The sequence below is a fragment of the Enterobacter cloacae complex sp. P18RS genome (assembly GCF_014982105.1).
Classification (GTDB): domain Bacteria; phylum Pseudomonadota; class Gammaproteobacteria; order Enterobacterales; family Enterobacteriaceae; genus Enterobacter; species Enterobacter hormaechei_C.
Genome location: NZ_JADCKV010000014.1, coordinates 267,118 through 284,440 on the forward strand (window position 1 = coordinate 267,118; position 17,323 = coordinate 284,440).

Sequence of the window (17,323 nt, forward strand, 5' to 3'; positions counted from 1 at the left end):
CCCTTTCCGGGCGCCCCGAGCCTTGTAGAGAGTGGGGTTATTTTTATGGGTACTGCTTGTGGGGGGAGATATATATTTATCTCCTCTCCCGGGTTTGCCTGATGTCGGCTACGCCTTATCAGGCCTACTCAATCGTAGGGCGGGTAAGCATAGCGCCACCCGCCTTGTTGTTACTTCTTCTTCACCGGGCGTTTCCAGCCCTGCTTGCTGACCTGCGGCACACGGCTTAACACCAGCTCGTTCTCGGCCACATCGCGCGTAACGGTTGTCCCGGCGGCAATGGTCACGCCTTTGCCCACGGTGACAGGCGCCACCAGCTGGGTATCGGAGCCTACAAACACATCATCACCGATGATGGTTTTAAACTTATTGGCACCGTCATAGTTACAGGTGATGGTTCCAGCACCGATGTTTACGTTGTCGCCAATTTCCGCATCGCCCAGATAGGTCAGATGACCGGCTTTCGAGCCCTTACCCAGACGCGCTTTTTTCATTTCCACAAAGTTACCTACGTGAGCGCCTTCCAGCAGCTCAGCGCCCGGGCGCAGACGCGCAAACGGGCCGATGGTACATGCCGCCTCAAGATGGGCATCTTCCACCACGCTGTACGGGCTGATTTCGCAGTCGTCACCGATCACGCTGTTTTTAATCACGCAGCCAGTGCCGATTTTGACGCGGTTGCCCAGCGTGACGTTACCTTCCAGGATAACGTTAGTATCTATTTCAACGTCGCGCCCGTGGGTCAGCGTGCCACGCAGATCGAAACGCGCCGGATCGCGCAGCATAACGCCAGCGAGCAACAGCTTTTCTGCCTGCTCGGACTGATAAATACGCTCCAGGCGAGAAAGCTGGAGACGGTTGTTTACCCCGTCCGTTTCGCTGATGCGAGCCGGGTGAACGGCGGCAATCTCACGCCCTTCCTGGTAAGCCATCGCAATGATGTCGGTGATGTAGTATTCACCCTGCGCGTTGTTATTATTGAGTCTGGACAGCCAGCGCTTCATATCCGCACCGTTCGCAATCAGGATGCCGGTGTTGATCTCCTGAATCTGGCGCTGTTCGTCAGTGGCATCTTTATGCTCAACAATCCCGGTTACCTTGCCGTTTTCACGCGTAATGCGGCCATAGCCGGTTGGATCGTCCAGCACGACGGTCAACAAACCGATGCCGCCCTGCGGTTTGGCTTCACGTAGGCGAGTGAGGGTTTCAACGGAGATCAGCGGGACGTCGCCGTAGAGCATCAGGATATCTTCATCATCAGAGAAGAAGGGTGCAGCCTGCTGCATCGCATGGCCTGTACCCAACTGTTCTGCCTGTAGCACCCAGTTGAGATTGTCATCACGCAGCGTTTTTTTCAGCAGGTCGCCGCCATGTCCATAAACCAGATGCACCTGGCTGGCGCCCAATTCATTCGCTGCATCAATAACATGCTGAACCATTGGCTTTCCTGCCAGCGTGTGGAGCACCTTAGGCAGATCGGAATACATGCGGGTACCTTTGCCTGCGGCAAGGATCACCACGCTCATCGCACTGTTTAACATACGCATCCTGACGGTAGTTTGTGTGAGAAGTAAAAACGTTTGATGCTTAAAATTCTACATCTTTTTCATCATGAATTAAGGCCGAAAAAAAAAGCCAGCCTGGGATCCAGACTGGCTTTTGTGCTTTTCAAGCCGGTGTTACATCGCTTTTTTGGTCAACTCGATAACGCGCAGTTTCGCGATCGCTTTGGCCAGCTCCGCAGACGCCTGAGCGTAATCCACGTCACCATGAGAGCTGCTAATGTGCTCTTCAGCCTTACGCTTCGATTCCAGGGCTCGCGCTTCGTCGAGATCCTGGCCACGTATAGCGGTATCGGCCAGAACGGTCACACTGCCTGGCTGCACTTCAAGAATGCCGCCGGACAGATAGATAAACTCTTCATGACCGAACTGTTTAACGATGCGGATCATACCAGGCTTAATGGCGGTGAGCAGCGGTGCGTGACCCGGGAAAATACCCAGTTCACCTTCACTACCCGTTACCTGGATTTTCTCGACCAGACCAGAGAACATTTGTTGCTCTGCGCTGACGACGTCCAGGTGGTAAGTCATTGCCATATCACCCTCCGATTAAGGCGTTAAAGTTTTTTGGCTTTTTCCACGGCTTCTTCGATGGAACCAACCATGTAGAACGCCTGCTCTGGCAGGTGATCGTATTCGCCTTCCATGATGCCTTTAAAGCCACGGATGGTGTCTTTCAGGGAAACGTATTTACCAGGTGCACCGGTGAATACTTCCGCAACGAAGAACGGCTGGGACAGGAAGCGCTGGATCTTACGCGCACGTGCTACCACCAGTTTGTCTTCTTCAGACAGTTCATCCATACCCAGGATGGCGATGATGTCTTTCAGTTCCTGATAACGTTGCAGCAGGGACTGTACGCCACGCGCGGTGTCGTAGTGCTCCTGGCCAACAACCAGTGGATCCAGCTGACGGCTGGTGGAGTCCAGCGGGTCAACGGCCGGGTAGATACCCAGAGACGCGATCTGACGGCTCAGTACCACGGTTGCATCTAAGTGAGCAAAGGTGGTGGCTGGGGATGGGTCAGTCAAGTCATCCGCAGGAACGTATACCGCCTGAACGGAGGTGATAGAACCGGTTTTGGTAGAGGTGATACGTTCCTGAAGAACACCCATCTCTTCCGCAAGCGTAGGCTGATAACCTACCGCTGAAGGCATACGACCCAGCAGTGCAGATACTTCAGTACCGGCCAGGGTGTAACGGTAGATGTTATCAACGAACAGCAGAACGTCACGACCTTCGTCACGGAACTTCTCAGCCATGGTCAGGCCGGTCAGCGCAACGCGCAGACGGTTTCCTGGTGGCTCATTCATCTGGCCGTAAACCAGGGATACTTTATCCAGAACGTTGGAGTCGGTCATTTCGTGGTAGAAGTCGTTACCCTCACGAGTACGTTCACCCACGCCCGCAAACACGGAGTAACCGGAGTGCTCGATCGCGATGTTACGGATCAGCTCCATCATGTTTACGGTTTTACCTACACCCGCACCACCGAACAGACCGACTTTACCGCCCTTCGCGAACGGACACATCAGGTCGATAACTTTGATGCCGGTTTCCAGCAGTTCCTGAGAGCTGGACAGCTCTTCGTAGGAAGGTGCCGCGCGGTGGATAGCCCAACGCTCTTCTTCACCGATGTCGCCTTTCATGTCGATTGGCTGACCCAATACGTTCATGATACGACCCAGTGTTGCTTTACCTACCGGGACTTCGATCGGGTGCTCAAGGTCTTTTACTTCCAGACCACGACGCAGACCGTCGGAAGAACCCATGGCGATGGTACGCACGATACCGCCGCCGAGCTGCTGCTGAACTTCCAGCACCAGGCTCTCGTTACCATTCTGTACCTCAAGCGCGTCGTACACGCGTGGTACGGCGTCCTGAGGGAACTCGACGTCCACCACGGCGCCGATTACCTGGACAATCTTTCCAGTAGCCATCTTGAATCCTCTACGTAATTCGTAAACCTGGTTAAACCGCGGCGGCCCCCGAGACGATCTCGGTGAGTTCCTGAGTAATGCTGGCCTGACGAGCTTTGTTGTAAACCAACTGCAGCTCTTTAATCAGGCTGCCGCCATTATCGGTCGCGGCTTTCATCGCCACCATTCGTGCGGCCTGCTCGCTGGCCAGGTTTTCTACAACGCCCTGATAAACCTGAGATTCAACGTAACGACGCAGCAGGGTATCCAGCAGCGGTTTCGGATCGGGTTCATACAGGTAATCCCAGGCTTTCTGTTTCAGCTCGTCATCTTCTGATGCCGGTAACGGCAGCATCTGAGTGAGCGTAGGCACCTGAGACATGGTGTTAATAAATTTGTTGCTGACAACGTACAGTCTGTCCAGACGGCCTTCATCGTAGGCCTGCAACATCACTTTAACCGGGCCGATCAGTTCGGACAGGGACGGGTTATCACCCATACCGGTCACCTGAGCGACAATGTTGCCGCCAACGGAGTTAAAGAAAGAGACGCCTTTAGAGCCAATCAGTGCCAGATCGCACTGAACGCCTTTATCGGACCAGCCTTTCATATCCGCCAGCAGTTTTTTGAACAGGTTAATGTTCAAGCCGCCACACAGACCACGGTCAGTCGACACCACCAGGTAGCCCACGCGCTTAACGTCGCGTTCTTCCAGGTAAGGGTGCTTATATTCCAGATTACCGTTCGCAAGGTGACCAATCACTTTGCGCATGGTCTCTGCATAAGGACGGCTGGCCGCCATGCGATCCTGCGATTTACGCATTTTGGAAGCGGCGACCATCTCCATCGCTTTAGTGATCTTTTGCGTGTTCTGGACGCTTGCGATCTTACTACGTATCTCTTTTGCGCCGGCCATGAGCTTCTCCTCAATGCCAGACGGCTTGTCCTGAGACAAGCCGCCGGACGATTACCAGGATTGGGTTGCTTTGAAGGAATCGAGGATAGCTTTCAGCTTGCCTTCGATTTCGTCGTTATAGCCACCGGTCTGGTTGATCTCTTGCATCAGCGGAGCGTGATCACGGTCGACGTAAGCCAGCAGAGCGGCTTCGAAGCTACCGATTTTCGCCAGTTCCACATCTTCGAGGTAACCGCGTTCAGCCGCGAACAGTACCAGGCCCTGCTGAGCAACAGACATTGGCGCGTACTGTTTCTGCTTCAGCAGCTCGGTCACTTTCTGACCGTGGCTCAGCTGTTTACGGGTTGCTTCGTCCAGATCGGATGCGAACTGAGAGAACGCAGCCAGTTCACGATACTGTGCCAGCGCGGTACGGATACCACCGGACAGTTTCTTGATGATCTTGGTCTGAGCAGCACCACCCACACGGGATACGGAGATACCCGGGTTAACCGCCGGACGAATACCGGAGTTAAACAGGTTGGTTTCCAGGAAGATCTGACCATCGGTAATGGAGATTACGTTGGTCGGAACGAACGCAGAAACGTCACCCGCCTGGGTTTCAATGATCGGCAGAGCGGTGAGAGAACCTGTTTTACCCTTCACTTCACCTTTGGTGAAGTTCTCGACGTATTCCGCGTTAACGCGGGAAGCACGCTCCAGCAGACGAGAGTGGAGGTAGAATACGTCGCCCGGGAATGCTTCACGTCCTGGTGGACGACGGAGCAGCAGGGAAACCTGACGATAAGCAACGGCCTGTTTAGACAGGTCATCGTATACGATCAGCGCATCTTCACCGCGGTCACGGAAGTATTCGCCCATTGCGCAACCGGCGTATGGCGCCAGGTATTGCAGTGCAGCAGATTCAGACGCGGTTGCTACCACAACGATGGTGTTAGACAGTGCGCCGTGTTCTTCCAGTTTACGAACCACGTTGGAAATGGTGGACGCTTTCTGGCCGATAGCCACGTACACACATTTGATGCCGGAATCACGCTGGTTGATGATGGCGTCGATTGCCATCGCGGTTTTACCGGTCTGACGGTCACCGATGATCAGTTCACGCTGACCACGACCGATTGGGATCATGGCGTCAACGGACTTATAACCCGTCTGCACTGGCTGATCAACGGACTGACGGTCGATAACGCCTGGTGCGATAACTTCGATTGGGGAGAAGCCATCGTGCTCAACCGGACCTTTACCGTCGATTGGCGCACCCAGGGTGTTAACAACGCGCCCCAGCAGGCCACGGCCAACCGGTACTTCCAGAATACGGCCAGTACACTTAACCTTCATGCCTTCGGCAAGGTCAGCGTATGGACCCATCACAACGGCACCTACGGAGTCGCGCTCCAGGTTCAGTGCGATAGCGTAACGGTTACCCGGCAGGGAAATCATCTCACCCTGCATACAATCGGCCAGGCCGTGGATGCGGATAACACCGTCACTTACAGAAACAATAGTACCTTCGTTGTGAGCTTCACTCACAACATTGAACTGAGCAATGCGCTGCTTGATCAGTTCGCTGATTTCGGTGGAATTCAGTTGCATGCTCCAGTCCCCTTAAGACTGCAAGACGTCTGCAAGGCGCTCAAGACGGCCGCGTACGCTGCCATCAATGACCATATCACCCGAGCGGATGATTACGCCTGCCATTACAGACTTATCGATTTTGCAATTCAGCTTAACTTTGCGTGACAGACGTTTTTCCATCGCGGCGGTGATTTTCGCAAGCTGTTCGTTACTCAGTTCAGTCGCAGAAGTTACTTCAACTTCAGCGGTAGCTTCACTAAGGGCACGTAAGTGCTCAAACTGCTCGAGAACATCCGGGAGCACACGGAGACGACCATTTTCCGCCATCACCTTAATCAGGTTCTGGCCGTTGGCATCCAGTTGCTCTCCGCACACGGCGATAAACGACGCGGCGAGGGTTTCAGGCGCTAACGCACCAGAAAGCAACTCGGCCATTTGTTCGTTTTTCGTCACCTCAGCGGCAAACGCCAGCATATTCTGCCAGCGATCGACATTTTGGTGTTCGACAGCAAAGTCAAAAGCTGCTTTGGCGTAGGGGCGAGCTACCGTAACAAATTCAGACATCAGCCCCTCCCTCCTTACAGTTCAGCGACAAGTTTGTCCACGATGTCGCTGTTAGCAGCTTCATCCACGGAACGTTCGATGATCTTCTCGGCGCCAGCAACAGCCAGAATCGCAACCTGCTTACGCAGTTCTTCACGAGCACGTTTACGCTCAGCTTCAATTTCAGCCTGAGCCTGTGTCACGATCTTAGTACGTTCCTGTTCTGCTTCAGCTTTGGCTTCGTCCAGGATCTGAGAACGGCGTTTGTTAGCCTGTTCAATGATTACCTGAGCTTCAGCTTTCGCTTTTTTCAGCTGGTCTGTCGCGTTGGCCTGTGCAAGGTCCAAATCTTTCTTAGCGCGTTCTGCGGAAGCCAGACCGTCAGCAATTTCTTTCTGACGTTTTTCGATGGCAGCCATTAAAGGCGGCCATACATACTTCATGCAGAACCAGACAAAGAGAATAAACGCGATGGCCTGGCCGAGGATTGTTGCGTTCATGTTCACAGCACAATACCTCTTAAATTTCTGTGGCTTGGGGTTTTAAAACAACTACTACGCGACAGCAAACATCACGTACAGACCCAGACCTACAGCGATCATTGGGATTGCATCCACCAGACCCATAACGATAAAGAACTGAGTACGCAGCAGAGGAATCAGATCAGGTTGACGCGCTGCGCCTTCCAGGAATTTGCCCCCGAGGATGCCGATACCGATCGCAGCACCGATAGCCGCCAGACCCATCATCACAGCGGCAGCCATGTACAGCAGATCCATATTCAGGTTTTCCATGACAGTCTCCAGTTTGTTTCAATTAAAACGTAGTAGTGTTGGTAAAAAATCAGTGCTCTTCAGACGCCATCGACAGATAGACGATCGTCAGAACCATGAAGATAAAGGCTTGCAGCGTAATGATCAGGATGTGGAAAATGGCCCATGGCACATTCAGAATCCACTGTGACCACCACGGCAGAAGACCCGCGATCAGAATGAAAATCAGCTCACCCGCATACATGTTGCCGAACAGTCGCAGACCCAGTGAAACAGGTTTGGACAGCAGGCTAACGCCTTCCAGGATCAGGTTGACCGGAATAAACGCCCAGTGGTTGAACGGCTGCAAGGTAAGCTCTTTCACAAAGCCGCTTACGCCTTTCATTTTGATGCTGTAGAACAGAATGAGGATAAATACGCCCAGCGCCATCGACAGGGTGATGTTCACGTCGGCAGACGGAACCACGCGCAGTGCAGGCAGGCCGAGTACGTGCTCACCGATCCAAGGTAAGAAATCGATAGGCAGGAGGTCCATCAGGTTCATCAGGAAGACCCAAACGAACACGGTCAGGGCCAGCGGAGCAATCAGTTTGCTCTTACCATGGTACATGTCTTTCACGCTGCCATGGACGAAGCCGATGATCATCTCGATGAACGTCTGGAATTTCCCTGGAACACCGCTGGTCGCCTTTTTAGCAACGCTGCGGAACATGGCCAGGAACAGAAGACCCAAAACCACCGAGAAGAACATGGAGTCGATGTTGATCGTCCAGAAGGTGGCCGGGGGGTTATGTGGATCCACCAGCGAGAATGTACGCAGGTCCAGCTGAAGGTTATTCAGATGGTGACCTATGTAATCCTGCGGCGTCATATTTTCTGAAGCCATGATGCCTTTTACCCTTTGTTATTGATTACAGCTGGAGCCAGAACTTGTACCACCAGCACCAAAACCCACGTTGCTATCAGCGGCATGAATACCACTTTCAAAACCGCCAGCGCCATCACCAGTAGAGCAAAGGTCAGCAACACCTTACACACTTCGCCGAGAGCGAAGGACCAGGCCACGCGGCCTTTGGCGGGTGTATGCGCCTGATGACGCCAGGCAAAAATCATAAACAACACGTTTGGCAGAACCACCGCCAAACCTCCGCACGCGGCGGAGATGCCCCAGAAGGGGTCTTTGAGGCTAAACAGCAGTCCACTTGCTATCACAGCCAGAAACTGAATGAACAGAAGCTTACGAGCAACGTTTCTACTCAAGAGCGACACAGACATCACGTTTTTACTCCTGCTCCCTTCGAGGTATGCCGCGTGTCGTATAAAACGTCCTTTAAGGCTCAGAGTCAAGCATCAAAAAGCGGTCAAATTATACGGTGCGTACCCGTGATTTCAAACATTAAGTAGCGAAAAGGTGAATAAATGTTTAAATATTTTTCCCCAGTCCTATTTTTCAACTTTTGACCTAAGTGCCGACCTTCAGGCAAAACTGCAAACAGCGCGGAAACGTTGGTGATAAAGCGTGCACGAGATCACAAAATACACATTTGCGATAAAGTGGTATTTATCAAAGACGTAAAACGATTTATTTCATCTGTATGAAATTAAAGCAAAAAAATCGCAACTATTTTTAAAACAGAGCCGTATACAACAAAAACCTTTTATTGACATTCTTAATAAATATTTAACATTCCATTCTTGTTGCCTTTACCCACTTTTAGCAGGCTGATATTTTCATGGTTGATTATCCTCAGAGTGAACAACTCACTTCAGGTTAACCATAAGAAAACCCATGGTAACAACAAGGTTAAATTAACAACGGCCAAAACAGACGGGATGTGCTGCTTTTTAACACGATCAAAACAGCACAAATTCCACATTTTTTATTAATTTTTAAAAAGTGTTTGGCTTAATTATCACCAGATGACGCTCACCTTCGAGCTGAGGGATCTGAAGTTTCTCAATGGATTCGACAGCAAAACCGTCCGGAAGCTGCTCGATTTCGTCCCCCGGAAGTTGCCCTTTCAGCGCATAAAAACGCCCCTTCTCCGCCGGCAGGTGTTTGCACCAGCTCACCATGTCATTGAGTGACGCAAATGCGCGGCTGATAACGCCGTCAAACGGTGGCTCAGCCGGGAACTCCTCTACCCTGCTCTGCACGGGCGTGATGTTTTCCAGCTTCAGCTCATGCTGGACCTGGCGTAAAAAGCGTACGCGCTTACCCAGGCTGTCCAGCAGCGTGAATTGACTCTCCGGTCGAACAATAGACAACGGAACGCCCGGCAAGCCCGGGCCGGTGCCCACGTCGATAAAACGTTCCCCGTTCAGATATGGCGCCACGACGATGCTATCGAGAATATGGCGAATCAGCATCTCGTTGGGATCGCGTACGGAGGTGAGGTTGTACGATTTATTCCATTTGTTCAGCATATCGACATAGGCCACCAGCTGATTTTTCTGGTGATCGGTGAGCGAAATACCTGCCTGTTCCAGCAGACGAGAGAGTTTATTGAGCACGGTGGATACCTGTTGAGAAACTTAAGTGGCGGGTGGCGCTTCGCTAACCCGCCCTACGGGTTCAGTAGGCCCGGTAAGCGCAGCGCCACCGGGCAATTTTCAGAGCATTACGCGCTGCGGCGCAGCATACCCTGCTTTTTCAGCCACACCAGCAGAATCGAAATCGCAGCAGGTGTGACGCCGGAGATACGTGAGGCCTGGCCAATCGACACAGGTTTGTGATCGTTCAGCTTAGCGATCACTTCGTTGGAAAGGCCCGTCACCTGACGATAGTCCAGCATTTCCGGCAGCAGCGTGTTTTCGTTGCGCTGCTGTTTTTCGATCTCATCCTGCTGACGCGCGATGTAGCCTTCGTATTTCACCTGGATCTCGACCTGTTCAGCCGCTTCCGCGTCTTCAAGGCCCGGCGCGAACGCGGTCAGTTTGACCAGATTCTCGTAAGTGACTTCAGGACGACGCAGCAGATCTTCCCCGCTGGCTTCGCGCGACAGCGGTGCTGTTAAGTGAGCGTTTACTTCGGCAGCGGTTTCCGCCTGCGGATTCACCCAGGTGGTTTTCAGGCGCTGACGTTCCTGTTCGATACGCTCCAGCTTCTCGTTGAAGCGCGCCCAGCGTTCGTCATCCACCAGACCCAATTCACGGCCCACCTCAGTCAGACGCAGATCGGCATTGTCTTCGCGCAGCATCAGGCGATATTCCGCACGAGAAGTAAACATGCGGTACGGTTCTTTGGTCCCCAGCGTGCAGAGATCGTCGACCAGAACGCCCAGGTAAGCCTGAGAACGCGCCGGTGCCCAGCCCTCTTTCTCGGCAGAGAAGCGAGCGGCGTTCAGACCGGCCAGCAACCCTTGTGCGGCAGCTTCTTCGTACCCGGTGGTACCGTTAATCTGGCCTGCGAAGAACAGACCCTGGATGAATTTGCTTTCCAGCGTCGGCTTCAGGTCGCGCGGATCGAAGAAATCGTACTCAATAGCGTAGCCAGGACGAACGATCTTCGCGTTTTCCATGCCCTGCATTGAACGCACAATCTGCATCTGCACGTCGAACGGCAGGCTGGTGGAGATGCCGTTTGGATAAATTTCGTTAGAGGTCAGCCCTTCAGGTTCGAGGAAGATCTGGTGCTGGTTACGATCGGCAAATCGCATCACTTTGTCTTCGATCGACGGGCAATAACGTGGGCCGATCCCTTCGATCACACCGGCGTACATTGGGCTGCGATCGAGGTTATTGCGGATCACGTCATGGGTTTTTTCATTGGTGTGCGTGATGTAGCACGGCACCTGCTGCGGATGCTGAGCCGCATTGCCCATGAACGAGAACACCGGCATCGGATTATCACCGTGCTGTTGCGCCAGCACGCTGAAATCAATGGTGCGCGCGTCAATACGCGGCGGTGTACCGGTTTTCAGGCGGCTGACGCGCAGCGGCAGTTCACGCAGACGACGTGAAAGTGGGATAGACGGCGGATCGCCAGCACGGCCACCGCTGTAGTTATCCAGGCCGATATGAATTTTTCCGTCCAGGAATGTCCCGACGGTCAGCACAACCGCTTTTGCGCGGAACTTGAGCCCCATCTGGGTTACGGCACCCACGACGCGATCGTTCTCGACGATAAGATCTTCAACTGCCTGCTGGAAGATCATCAGGTTCGGCTGGTTCTCCAGCGCGGTGCGCACAGCCTGACGGTAAAGCACGCGGTCTGCCTGTGCGCGGGTCGCACGAACAGCAGGCCCTTTACTCGCGTTTAGTATCCTAAACTGGATGCCTGCATGATCGATCGCTTTCGCCATCAGGCCGCCAAGTGCATCCACTTCTTTTACCAGGTGTCCTTTCCCAATGCCGCCAATCGCCGGATTACAGGACATTTGTCCCAGCGTGTCGATATTGTGTGTCAAAAGCAGGGTCTGCTGACCCATTCGCGCTGCGGCCATTGCGGCCTCAGTGCCTGCGTGACCCCCGCCAATGATGATGACGTCAAAAGGATCCTGATAAAACATGGTGGTCTGCCTCGCGTAAAGCGGTATGAAAATGGATTGAAGCCCGGGCCGTGGATTCTACTCAACTTTAGTCTTTCGAGAAAGCATTGGGATCCCGGGCTATTAAAAAGAAGATCTTTTTATTTAGAGATCTGTTCTATTGTGATCTCTTATTAGGATCGCAGACCTCTGTGGATAAGTCCGATCCCATAAATAAGATCATGCAGTTAGGAAGGATCGTTTGCTGTGAATGATCGGTGATCCTGGACCGTATAAGCTGGGATCAGATCGCCACTTTATACACAGGTCAAAAACTAAACCAACGTTGTTCTTTGGATAACTACGGCTTAATACGAGCTTTTAACCAGAGTTATCCACATCTGATCGCACGATCTTTAATCGTTTTTGAGTAAATTTTTCCATTCCGCGAGCCAGATCTCGGCTGGATCTTCGGGAATATCATGATCGAGGATGTTGATCTTTAGCGTTTCACCCAGCTGTTTTGCTCCGCAGGCGGTCACCGCAGCTTCTACTTTCTCTATGGCGCCACAGAAAGTGTCATATTCACGGCTGCCGATCCCCACAGCGCCAAACCGGACGTTTGACAGATCGGGCTGTTGTTCCAGCAGTTCGTCATATAAAGGATGCAGGTTATCCGGCAGATCGCCCGCGCCGTGCGTGGAGGTGATCAGCAGCCAGACCCCGTCAGTCGGGAGATCTTCCAGCAGCGGTCCGTGCAGCGTTTGTGTAGAAAAGCCCGCATCTTCCAGCTTCTCAGCCAGATGTTCCGCTACATATTCCGCACCGCCCAGGGTGCTGCCGCTGATAAGAGTAATGTCCGCCATTGATCGCTCGCTCAGATAAAGAGGCGGCCATTGTACGCTGTGAACGAGCTGGGATCTACCTGTGGAAAATGTGGGAATGAAATTGCCCGATCACGGGCGGATAGTACGCATGATCGGGTTTTGCAGGGAGATCAGGGTTTCAGTGGACTGAATTTCATCGATTGTTTGGATCTTGTTGATAAGTACCTGCTGGAGGGCGTCAATGGATCGGCACATCACCTTTATAAAGATGCTGTAGTGCCCGGTGGTGTAGTACGCCTCGGTGACTTCATCCAGCGCGTTCAGTTTCTCCAGCGCGGAGGGGTAATCTTTGGCGCTTTTCAGAATAATGCCAATGAAGCAGCAGACGTCGTAGCCAAGTTGCTTCGGGCTGACATCAATGCGTGCGCCGGTGATGATCCCGGCCTGCTTCATTTTCTCGACGCGAACGTGAATGGTCCCCGGGCTGACGCCAAATTGTTTCGCCAGTTCGGCATACGCGGTGCGTGCGTTGGCCATTAGCGCTTCCAGAATGCCGCGGTCCAGATTGTCGATCTGATAATTTTCCATAGGTTTTTCTTATGAAGATTAATGATTCTCTCTATTCTAGCGTCTTATTTTAACGAATCAAAAGTGAAGGCGGCTTTTTGTTGATAGGTTATTGAATTAAGCGCCTGTTCTGTTGCTTAATCAGTATCAACAGGACGCAGGAGTATAAATAATGAAAACCGCTTACATCGCAAAACAACGCCAGATCAGTTTCGTAAAATCCCATTTTTCCCGCCAGCTGGAAGAGAAGCTTGGCCTTATTGAAGTTCAGGCGCCGATTCTGAGCCGCGTGGGTGACGGGACGCAGGATAACTTGTCTGGTTGCGAAAAAGCGGTACAGGTAAAAGTGAAAACACTGCCAGACGCCCAGTTCGAAGTGGTTCATTCCCTGGCGAAGTGGAAGCGTCAAACCCTGGGACAACACGACTTCAGCGCGGGCGAAGGGCTTTACACGCACATGAAAGCCCTTCGCCCCGATGAAGACCGCCTTTCCCCGATTCACTCTGTCTACGTTGACCAGTGGGACTGGGAGCGCGTAATGGGAGATGGCGAGCGTCACGTCGGTACGCTGAAATCCACCGTTGAGGCGATCTACGCCGGGATCAAAGCAACCGAAGCGGCCGTGAGCAAAGAGTTTGGTCTGGCACCGTTCCTGCCGGAAACGATCCACTTTGTTCACAGTCAGGAATTGCTGAGCCGTTTCCCGGATCTGGATGCCAAAGGCCGTGAACGCGCGATCGCCAAAGAGCTGGGCGCGGTATTCCTTATCGGCATTGGCGGGAAATTGTCTGATGGTAAACGTCACGACGTCCGTGCGCCGGATTACGATGACTGGAGCACCGTGGGCGAAAGCGAATATGCCGGTCTGAACGGCGATATTCTGGTCTGGAACCCGGTTCTGGAAGATGCGTTTGAACTCTCTTCGATGGGGATCCGCGTGGATGCTGAAGCACTGAAGCGTCAGCTGGCCGTGACCGGTGATGAAGATCGTCTGCAACTGGAGTGGCACCAGGCACTGCTGCGCGGTGAAATGCCGCAGACCATCGGCGGTGGTATTGGCCAGTCTCGTCTGACCATGCTGCTGCTGCAACTCTCTCACATTGGTCAGGTACAGTGTGGGGTCTGGCCGCAGCAGGTACGTGAGAGCGTCGGTTCTCTTCTTTAATTAACGTCGCCAGCGTCTGAGCAGGCGGCTACGCAACCCGGTATCAAAGCGCCAGATATGATCGAAGATGCGCATGATGCCGGGTTTTCCATGTGCAGACATCGCCACGGCATGGAAACGGTGCTGGTGCACGCGCTGCATCTCCTTCACTTTATTCACGACGTCGTCCGGCAGCCGCTGGGCGATAAAATCGGAAATCACCACCGCATCCGCGTCGTACCAGTCTCCGCCCTGCATGCGCTCAATGATGCTGCGAAAACAGCTGGCCAGATCGGTGCCGCCGCGAAAGCGCTGGCTTAAAAAGCGGATCGCCTGCTCCAGCCCCTGTGGGCTGGTCAGTTCATACCCCACCACTTCGCTGGAAAATAACATGATGTAGCAGCGACGACGATCGGCGAGCGCCACGCGCATCAGGGCCAGGCAGAACGCTTTTGCACACTGTTCATTAAAGCCCCCCATCGATCCGGACGTATCGACGCAAACAATAAATGGGCCGCGCGGTTGCTCATCAAAATCCTGGTGCACCACCGGACGCTGGCTGATCTTCTCGCGCCAGGCTTCGCCATGCAGTCGATAGGTAATGAGCTGTTTTTCCACCAGCCGACGATAAAACTCATACTCCAGTTCGGTCATGCCCAGCGTGCTGAGTTCCGTAGGCAGCAGGCGCAGGATGTCATCGCTTTGCTGTAGCCCGTCCACCTGCTCCGGTACGGTGGAGGGTTCACGTACCAGCGTACGAAAGGTCTCCATCGGCGCATCTTTCTTTGGGACCGACCGGGCCTCCCGGGAACGGCCGAGCTGTTCTGCGAGCTTCATCAGCTCCGGCTGTTGTGCCAGAAAGTCGCCGTACTTCACGATCAGCTGATAATCGCCCCGCTTTAACTGGCCGGCACTCATATCCCAGAGTCGACCGGCGGCGTTTTCATTCTCCACCAGCACCTGTTCTAACTGGCCGCTCAGGGTCATTCGCTCCTGGACTTCACTGAGCAACTGTTCGCGCTCTTCGTCCAGCAACTGCTGATTAAGGGCCGTGGCCTGGACCACAAGGCTCAGACGCCAGCGCTGTAAAAACAGCGTATGCAGGGCGGGAGTAAAGCTGGGGTTGTCCGTGACCAGCGCTCTGGCCTGGCTGGCAAACGGGGAGTGAACGTTATCAAGCAGCGTCAGGGTTTGCTGTAGCTGGGCAATAAACTGCGGTGTTGAAAGCCGCTGGCACTGCTGGTAACCAGCCACTTCCTCTGTCAGTTCCGGCGGGACTTCCGTCTCCTTAAACCGCTGTCGCAGGTTATCGCGCCAGCGGGGCAGATCGTCCGTCATTGCTTTTCGGAGCTTCGGGAATTTTTCAAAGAAGGCCGCCAGCTGCGGTGAAGCGAGCAGGGTAATGACGACCTCTTCGATCAACCCTTCCTCGCTAACCGCCAGCATGACGTTAAGCGTGTCCAGCGTTAGCATTGACGCGCCTGTTTGATCTGCGCGCTGACATCCTGCAAGCTGGCTTCAATGCGACCTAACCAGTCGCTATGGATAAAGAGGCATTTCTGCTGTTCGCTGAAGCGCGTGTGCTGCTGATGCCATTCGTTATCCAGCGCGTCGAGCTGCTGTTTAATCTCCTCCGGAACAGTATCGGAGGCCGTGCCCGGCAGCGCCAGGCGCGATCCCTGAAGGCTGACGTCACGGATCACAAGGTGCTGGCTGCTGTCGACTTCCATCGACAGCGGCTGTGCAAAGCCTATACCGTTGAGTTTACCGCGGATCTCACCGCCTTTATCCAGCCACTGAACCAGCGCAACGCGTTCGATCGTCACGTGCACAACCTGCATATCATGAAGCTTCAGCGGTTGCTGAAGAAGAAGCGTGAGCGAGGCGTCAGTCAGCCCGGCGGGCAGTTCATAGTGCGGTTTACGGGCAAACATCCCGCCAAGACGGTTCACCTTCAGCGCGGTTTTGTCACTTTGCTGCTGCTGGAGCTGAAGGCGACGTTGGGCAATCGCGCCCAGTTGATTAAGCATGGATTGTTGACCCCACGCGTGTCCGGTCATCAAAACGTCCAGCTGCTGTTGCATCAGATTCATCCCTTCTGCGTCGTGCCACAGGCAGTCTTTCAGCAGGATCAGATCGATTGGGGCGACAGCATCGCGGCCGCTAAACAGCGCGCTTGCCTGGAGCAGGCGAATGGCTTTTTTCCAGCGACGATCGGAGACGTACGGCGCGGAGGGCAGCAAATCAAGCTGCTGGCGCAGCATGAAGATCAGCTCAAAAACGGGATCGGGCAGTTTTATCTTGCCGATCTCCTCCTGCCACTGGTGGTATTCCTCGTCCGTGACCTGCAATGACGCTGCCACCGGGTTTTCGTTTTCATCCTGCTGGCTTACCAGCATGGAACGGAAGTTTGATTTATCCTGGACTTTATCCAGCCACAGACGGATCAGCATACGGTCATACAGCGCTTCCAGGCTGCTGTCGGCTTCGGGCAATTCGTTAGACGCGGCCACCAGCAGGCGCATGGGGATCTTCTCTTCGCTGGCGCCGTTACGGAATCGACGTTCGTTAATTGCCGTCAGCAGGGTATTCAGAATGGCCGGGCCGGCTTTCCAGATCTCATCAAGAAAGACGATTTCCGCTTCCGGAAGATAGCCCGCCGTCAGACGTTCATAGCGTCCCTCATCTTTTAGCGCCTGAATGGAGAGTGGGCCGAAAACTTCTTCCGGCGTGGAGAAGCGCGTCATCAAATACTCGAATGCGCGCGCGTTCTGGAAAGCGAATTTGAGGCGGCGTGCGATCAGACTTTTGGCAATGCCCGGCGGGCCCAGCAGAAACACGCTTTCCCCGCTCAGCGCCGCCAGTAAACAGAGGCGAATGGCGTGGCTACGCTCGTAAAGGCCTTTCTCCAGCGCACTGCTGAGGCGGGAAATTCTTTCTGCTAATAAATGTGAGTGAGCCATAATAGTTTTGCATCCTTTCGCCGTCGTGGCGGCTAATTGAAGCGAGTATAGACGTTTCGGTCTGG

At 53.7% G+C, this 17,323-nt stretch carries 17 protein-coding genes; 1 reads left to right on the forward strand and 16 read right to left on the reverse strand.

Annotated elements, in window-relative coordinates:
* Positions 1-170: 170 nt before the first annotated feature.
* The 14 genes from glmU to asnC form a co-directional block, all read right to left on the reverse strand.
* Positions 171-1,541: a bifunctional UDP-N-acetylglucosamine diphosphorylase/glucosamine-1-phosphate N-acetyltransferase GlmU gene (glmU, locus tag INF61_RS11750; RefSeq protein ID WP_017383707.1), complete on the reverse strand. Its 1,371-nt coding sequence runs from the start codon at positions 1,539-1,541 to the stop codon at positions 171-173.
* Positions 1,542-1,679: 138 nt separating this feature from the next.
* Positions 1,680-2,099: a F0F1 ATP synthase subunit epsilon gene (locus INF61_RS11755; RefSeq protein WP_006177560.1), complete on the reverse strand. Its 420-nt coding sequence runs from the start codon at positions 2,097-2,099 to the stop codon at positions 1,680-1,682.
* A 20-nt stretch (positions 2,100-2,119) separates the two neighbouring features.
* Positions 2,120-3,502 carry a F0F1 ATP synthase subunit beta gene (gene atpD, locus INF61_RS11760; protein ID WP_015570150.1) on the reverse strand — a complete coding sequence of 461 codons (1,383 nt, stop codon included), beginning with the start codon at positions 3,500-3,502 and terminating at the stop codon, positions 2,120-2,122.
* Positions 3,503-3,533: 31 nt separating this feature from the next.
* A complete protein-coding gene (gene atpG, locus INF61_RS11765) occupies positions 3,534-4,397 on the reverse strand; it encodes a F0F1 ATP synthase subunit gamma (protein WP_003862364.1) in 864 nt (287 codons plus the stop codon).
* Positions 4,398-4,448: 51 nt separating this feature from the next.
* On the reverse strand, positions 4,449-5,990 hold the full coding sequence (atpA, locus tag INF61_RS11770) for a F0F1 ATP synthase subunit alpha (protein ID WP_003862367.1): 1,542 nt from the start codon (positions 5,988-5,990) through the stop codon (positions 4,449-4,451).
* A 12-nt stretch (positions 5,991-6,002) separates the two neighbouring features.
* Positions 6,003-6,536: a F0F1 ATP synthase subunit delta gene (gene atpH / locus INF61_RS11775; protein WP_015570151.1), complete on the reverse strand. Its 534-nt coding sequence runs from the start codon at positions 6,534-6,536 to the stop codon at positions 6,003-6,005.
* A 14-nt stretch (positions 6,537-6,550) separates the two neighbouring features.
* The gene (gene atpF, locus INF61_RS11780) at positions 6,551-7,021 is read right to left on the reverse strand and encodes a F0F1 ATP synthase subunit B (RefSeq protein ID WP_003862370.1); all 471 of its coding nucleotides are present in this window, start codon (positions 7,019-7,021) and stop codon (positions 6,551-6,553) included.
* A gap of 48 nt (positions 7,022-7,069) precedes the next feature.
* Positions 7,070-7,309, reverse strand: a complete 240-nt coding sequence (gene atpE / locus INF61_RS11785; RefSeq protein ID WP_000429386.1) for a F0F1 ATP synthase subunit C — start codon at positions 7,307-7,309, stop codon at positions 7,070-7,072.
* A 49-nt stretch (positions 7,310-7,358) separates the two neighbouring features.
* Positions 7,359-8,174, reverse strand: a complete 816-nt coding sequence (gene atpB, locus INF61_RS11790) for a F0F1 ATP synthase subunit A (protein ID WP_003862373.1) — start codon at positions 8,172-8,174, stop codon at positions 7,359-7,361.
* An 8-nt stretch (positions 8,175-8,182) separates the two neighbouring features.
* Positions 8,183-8,563: a F0F1 ATP synthase subunit I gene (gene atpI, locus INF61_RS11795; RefSeq protein ID WP_003862375.1), complete on the reverse strand. Its 381-nt coding sequence runs from the start codon at positions 8,561-8,563 to the stop codon at positions 8,183-8,185.
* A 615-nt stretch (positions 8,564-9,178) separates the two neighbouring features.
* Positions 9,179-9,802, reverse strand: coding sequence for a 16S rRNA (guanine(527)-N(7))-methyltransferase RsmG (gene rsmG, locus INF61_RS11800; protein WP_193547779.1), 624 nt, complete (start codon positions 9,800-9,802; stop codon positions 9,179-9,181).
* A gap of 107 nt (positions 9,803-9,909) precedes the next feature.
* Entirely contained in the window at positions 9,910-11,799 is a 1,890-nt protein-coding gene (gene mnmG, locus INF61_RS11805) for a tRNA uridine-5-carboxymethylaminomethyl(34) synthesis enzyme MnmG (protein WP_003862379.1), read from the reverse strand.
* A 374-nt stretch (positions 11,800-12,173) separates the two neighbouring features.
* Positions 12,174-12,623, reverse strand: a complete 450-nt coding sequence (gene mioC, locus INF61_RS11810; protein WP_193547780.1) for an FMN-binding protein MioC — start codon at positions 12,621-12,623, stop codon at positions 12,174-12,176.
* 90 nt (positions 12,624-12,713) lie between these two features.
* On the reverse strand, positions 12,714-13,172 hold the full coding sequence (gene asnC, locus INF61_RS11815; protein WP_003862383.1) for a transcriptional regulator AsnC: 459 nt from the start codon (positions 13,170-13,172) through the stop codon (positions 12,714-12,716).
* Positions 13,173-13,323: 151 nt separating this feature from the next.
* Between asnC and asnA the strand changes: the two genes are divergently transcribed.
* Positions 13,324-14,316 carry an aspartate--ammonia ligase gene (gene asnA, locus INF61_RS11820; protein ID WP_003862385.1) on the forward strand — a complete coding sequence of 331 codons (993 nt, stop codon included), beginning with the start codon at positions 13,324-13,326 and terminating at the stop codon, positions 14,314-14,316.
* On the opposite strand, the gene viaA is transcribed toward asnA, so the two are convergent.
* Positions 14,317-15,768: an ATPase RavA stimulator ViaA gene (gene viaA, locus INF61_RS11825; RefSeq protein WP_015570153.1), complete on the reverse strand. Its 1,452-nt coding sequence runs from the start codon at positions 15,766-15,768 to the stop codon at positions 14,317-14,319.
* Complete coding sequence (gene ravA, locus INF61_RS11830) at positions 15,762-17,258, reverse strand: ATPase RavA (RefSeq protein WP_003862389.1); 1,497 nt, start codon at positions 17,256-17,258, stop codon at positions 15,762-15,764. The genes viaA and ravA overlap by 7 nt, the downstream gene beginning before the upstream one ends.
* Between the last annotated feature and the right edge of the window lie 65 nt (positions 17,259-17,323).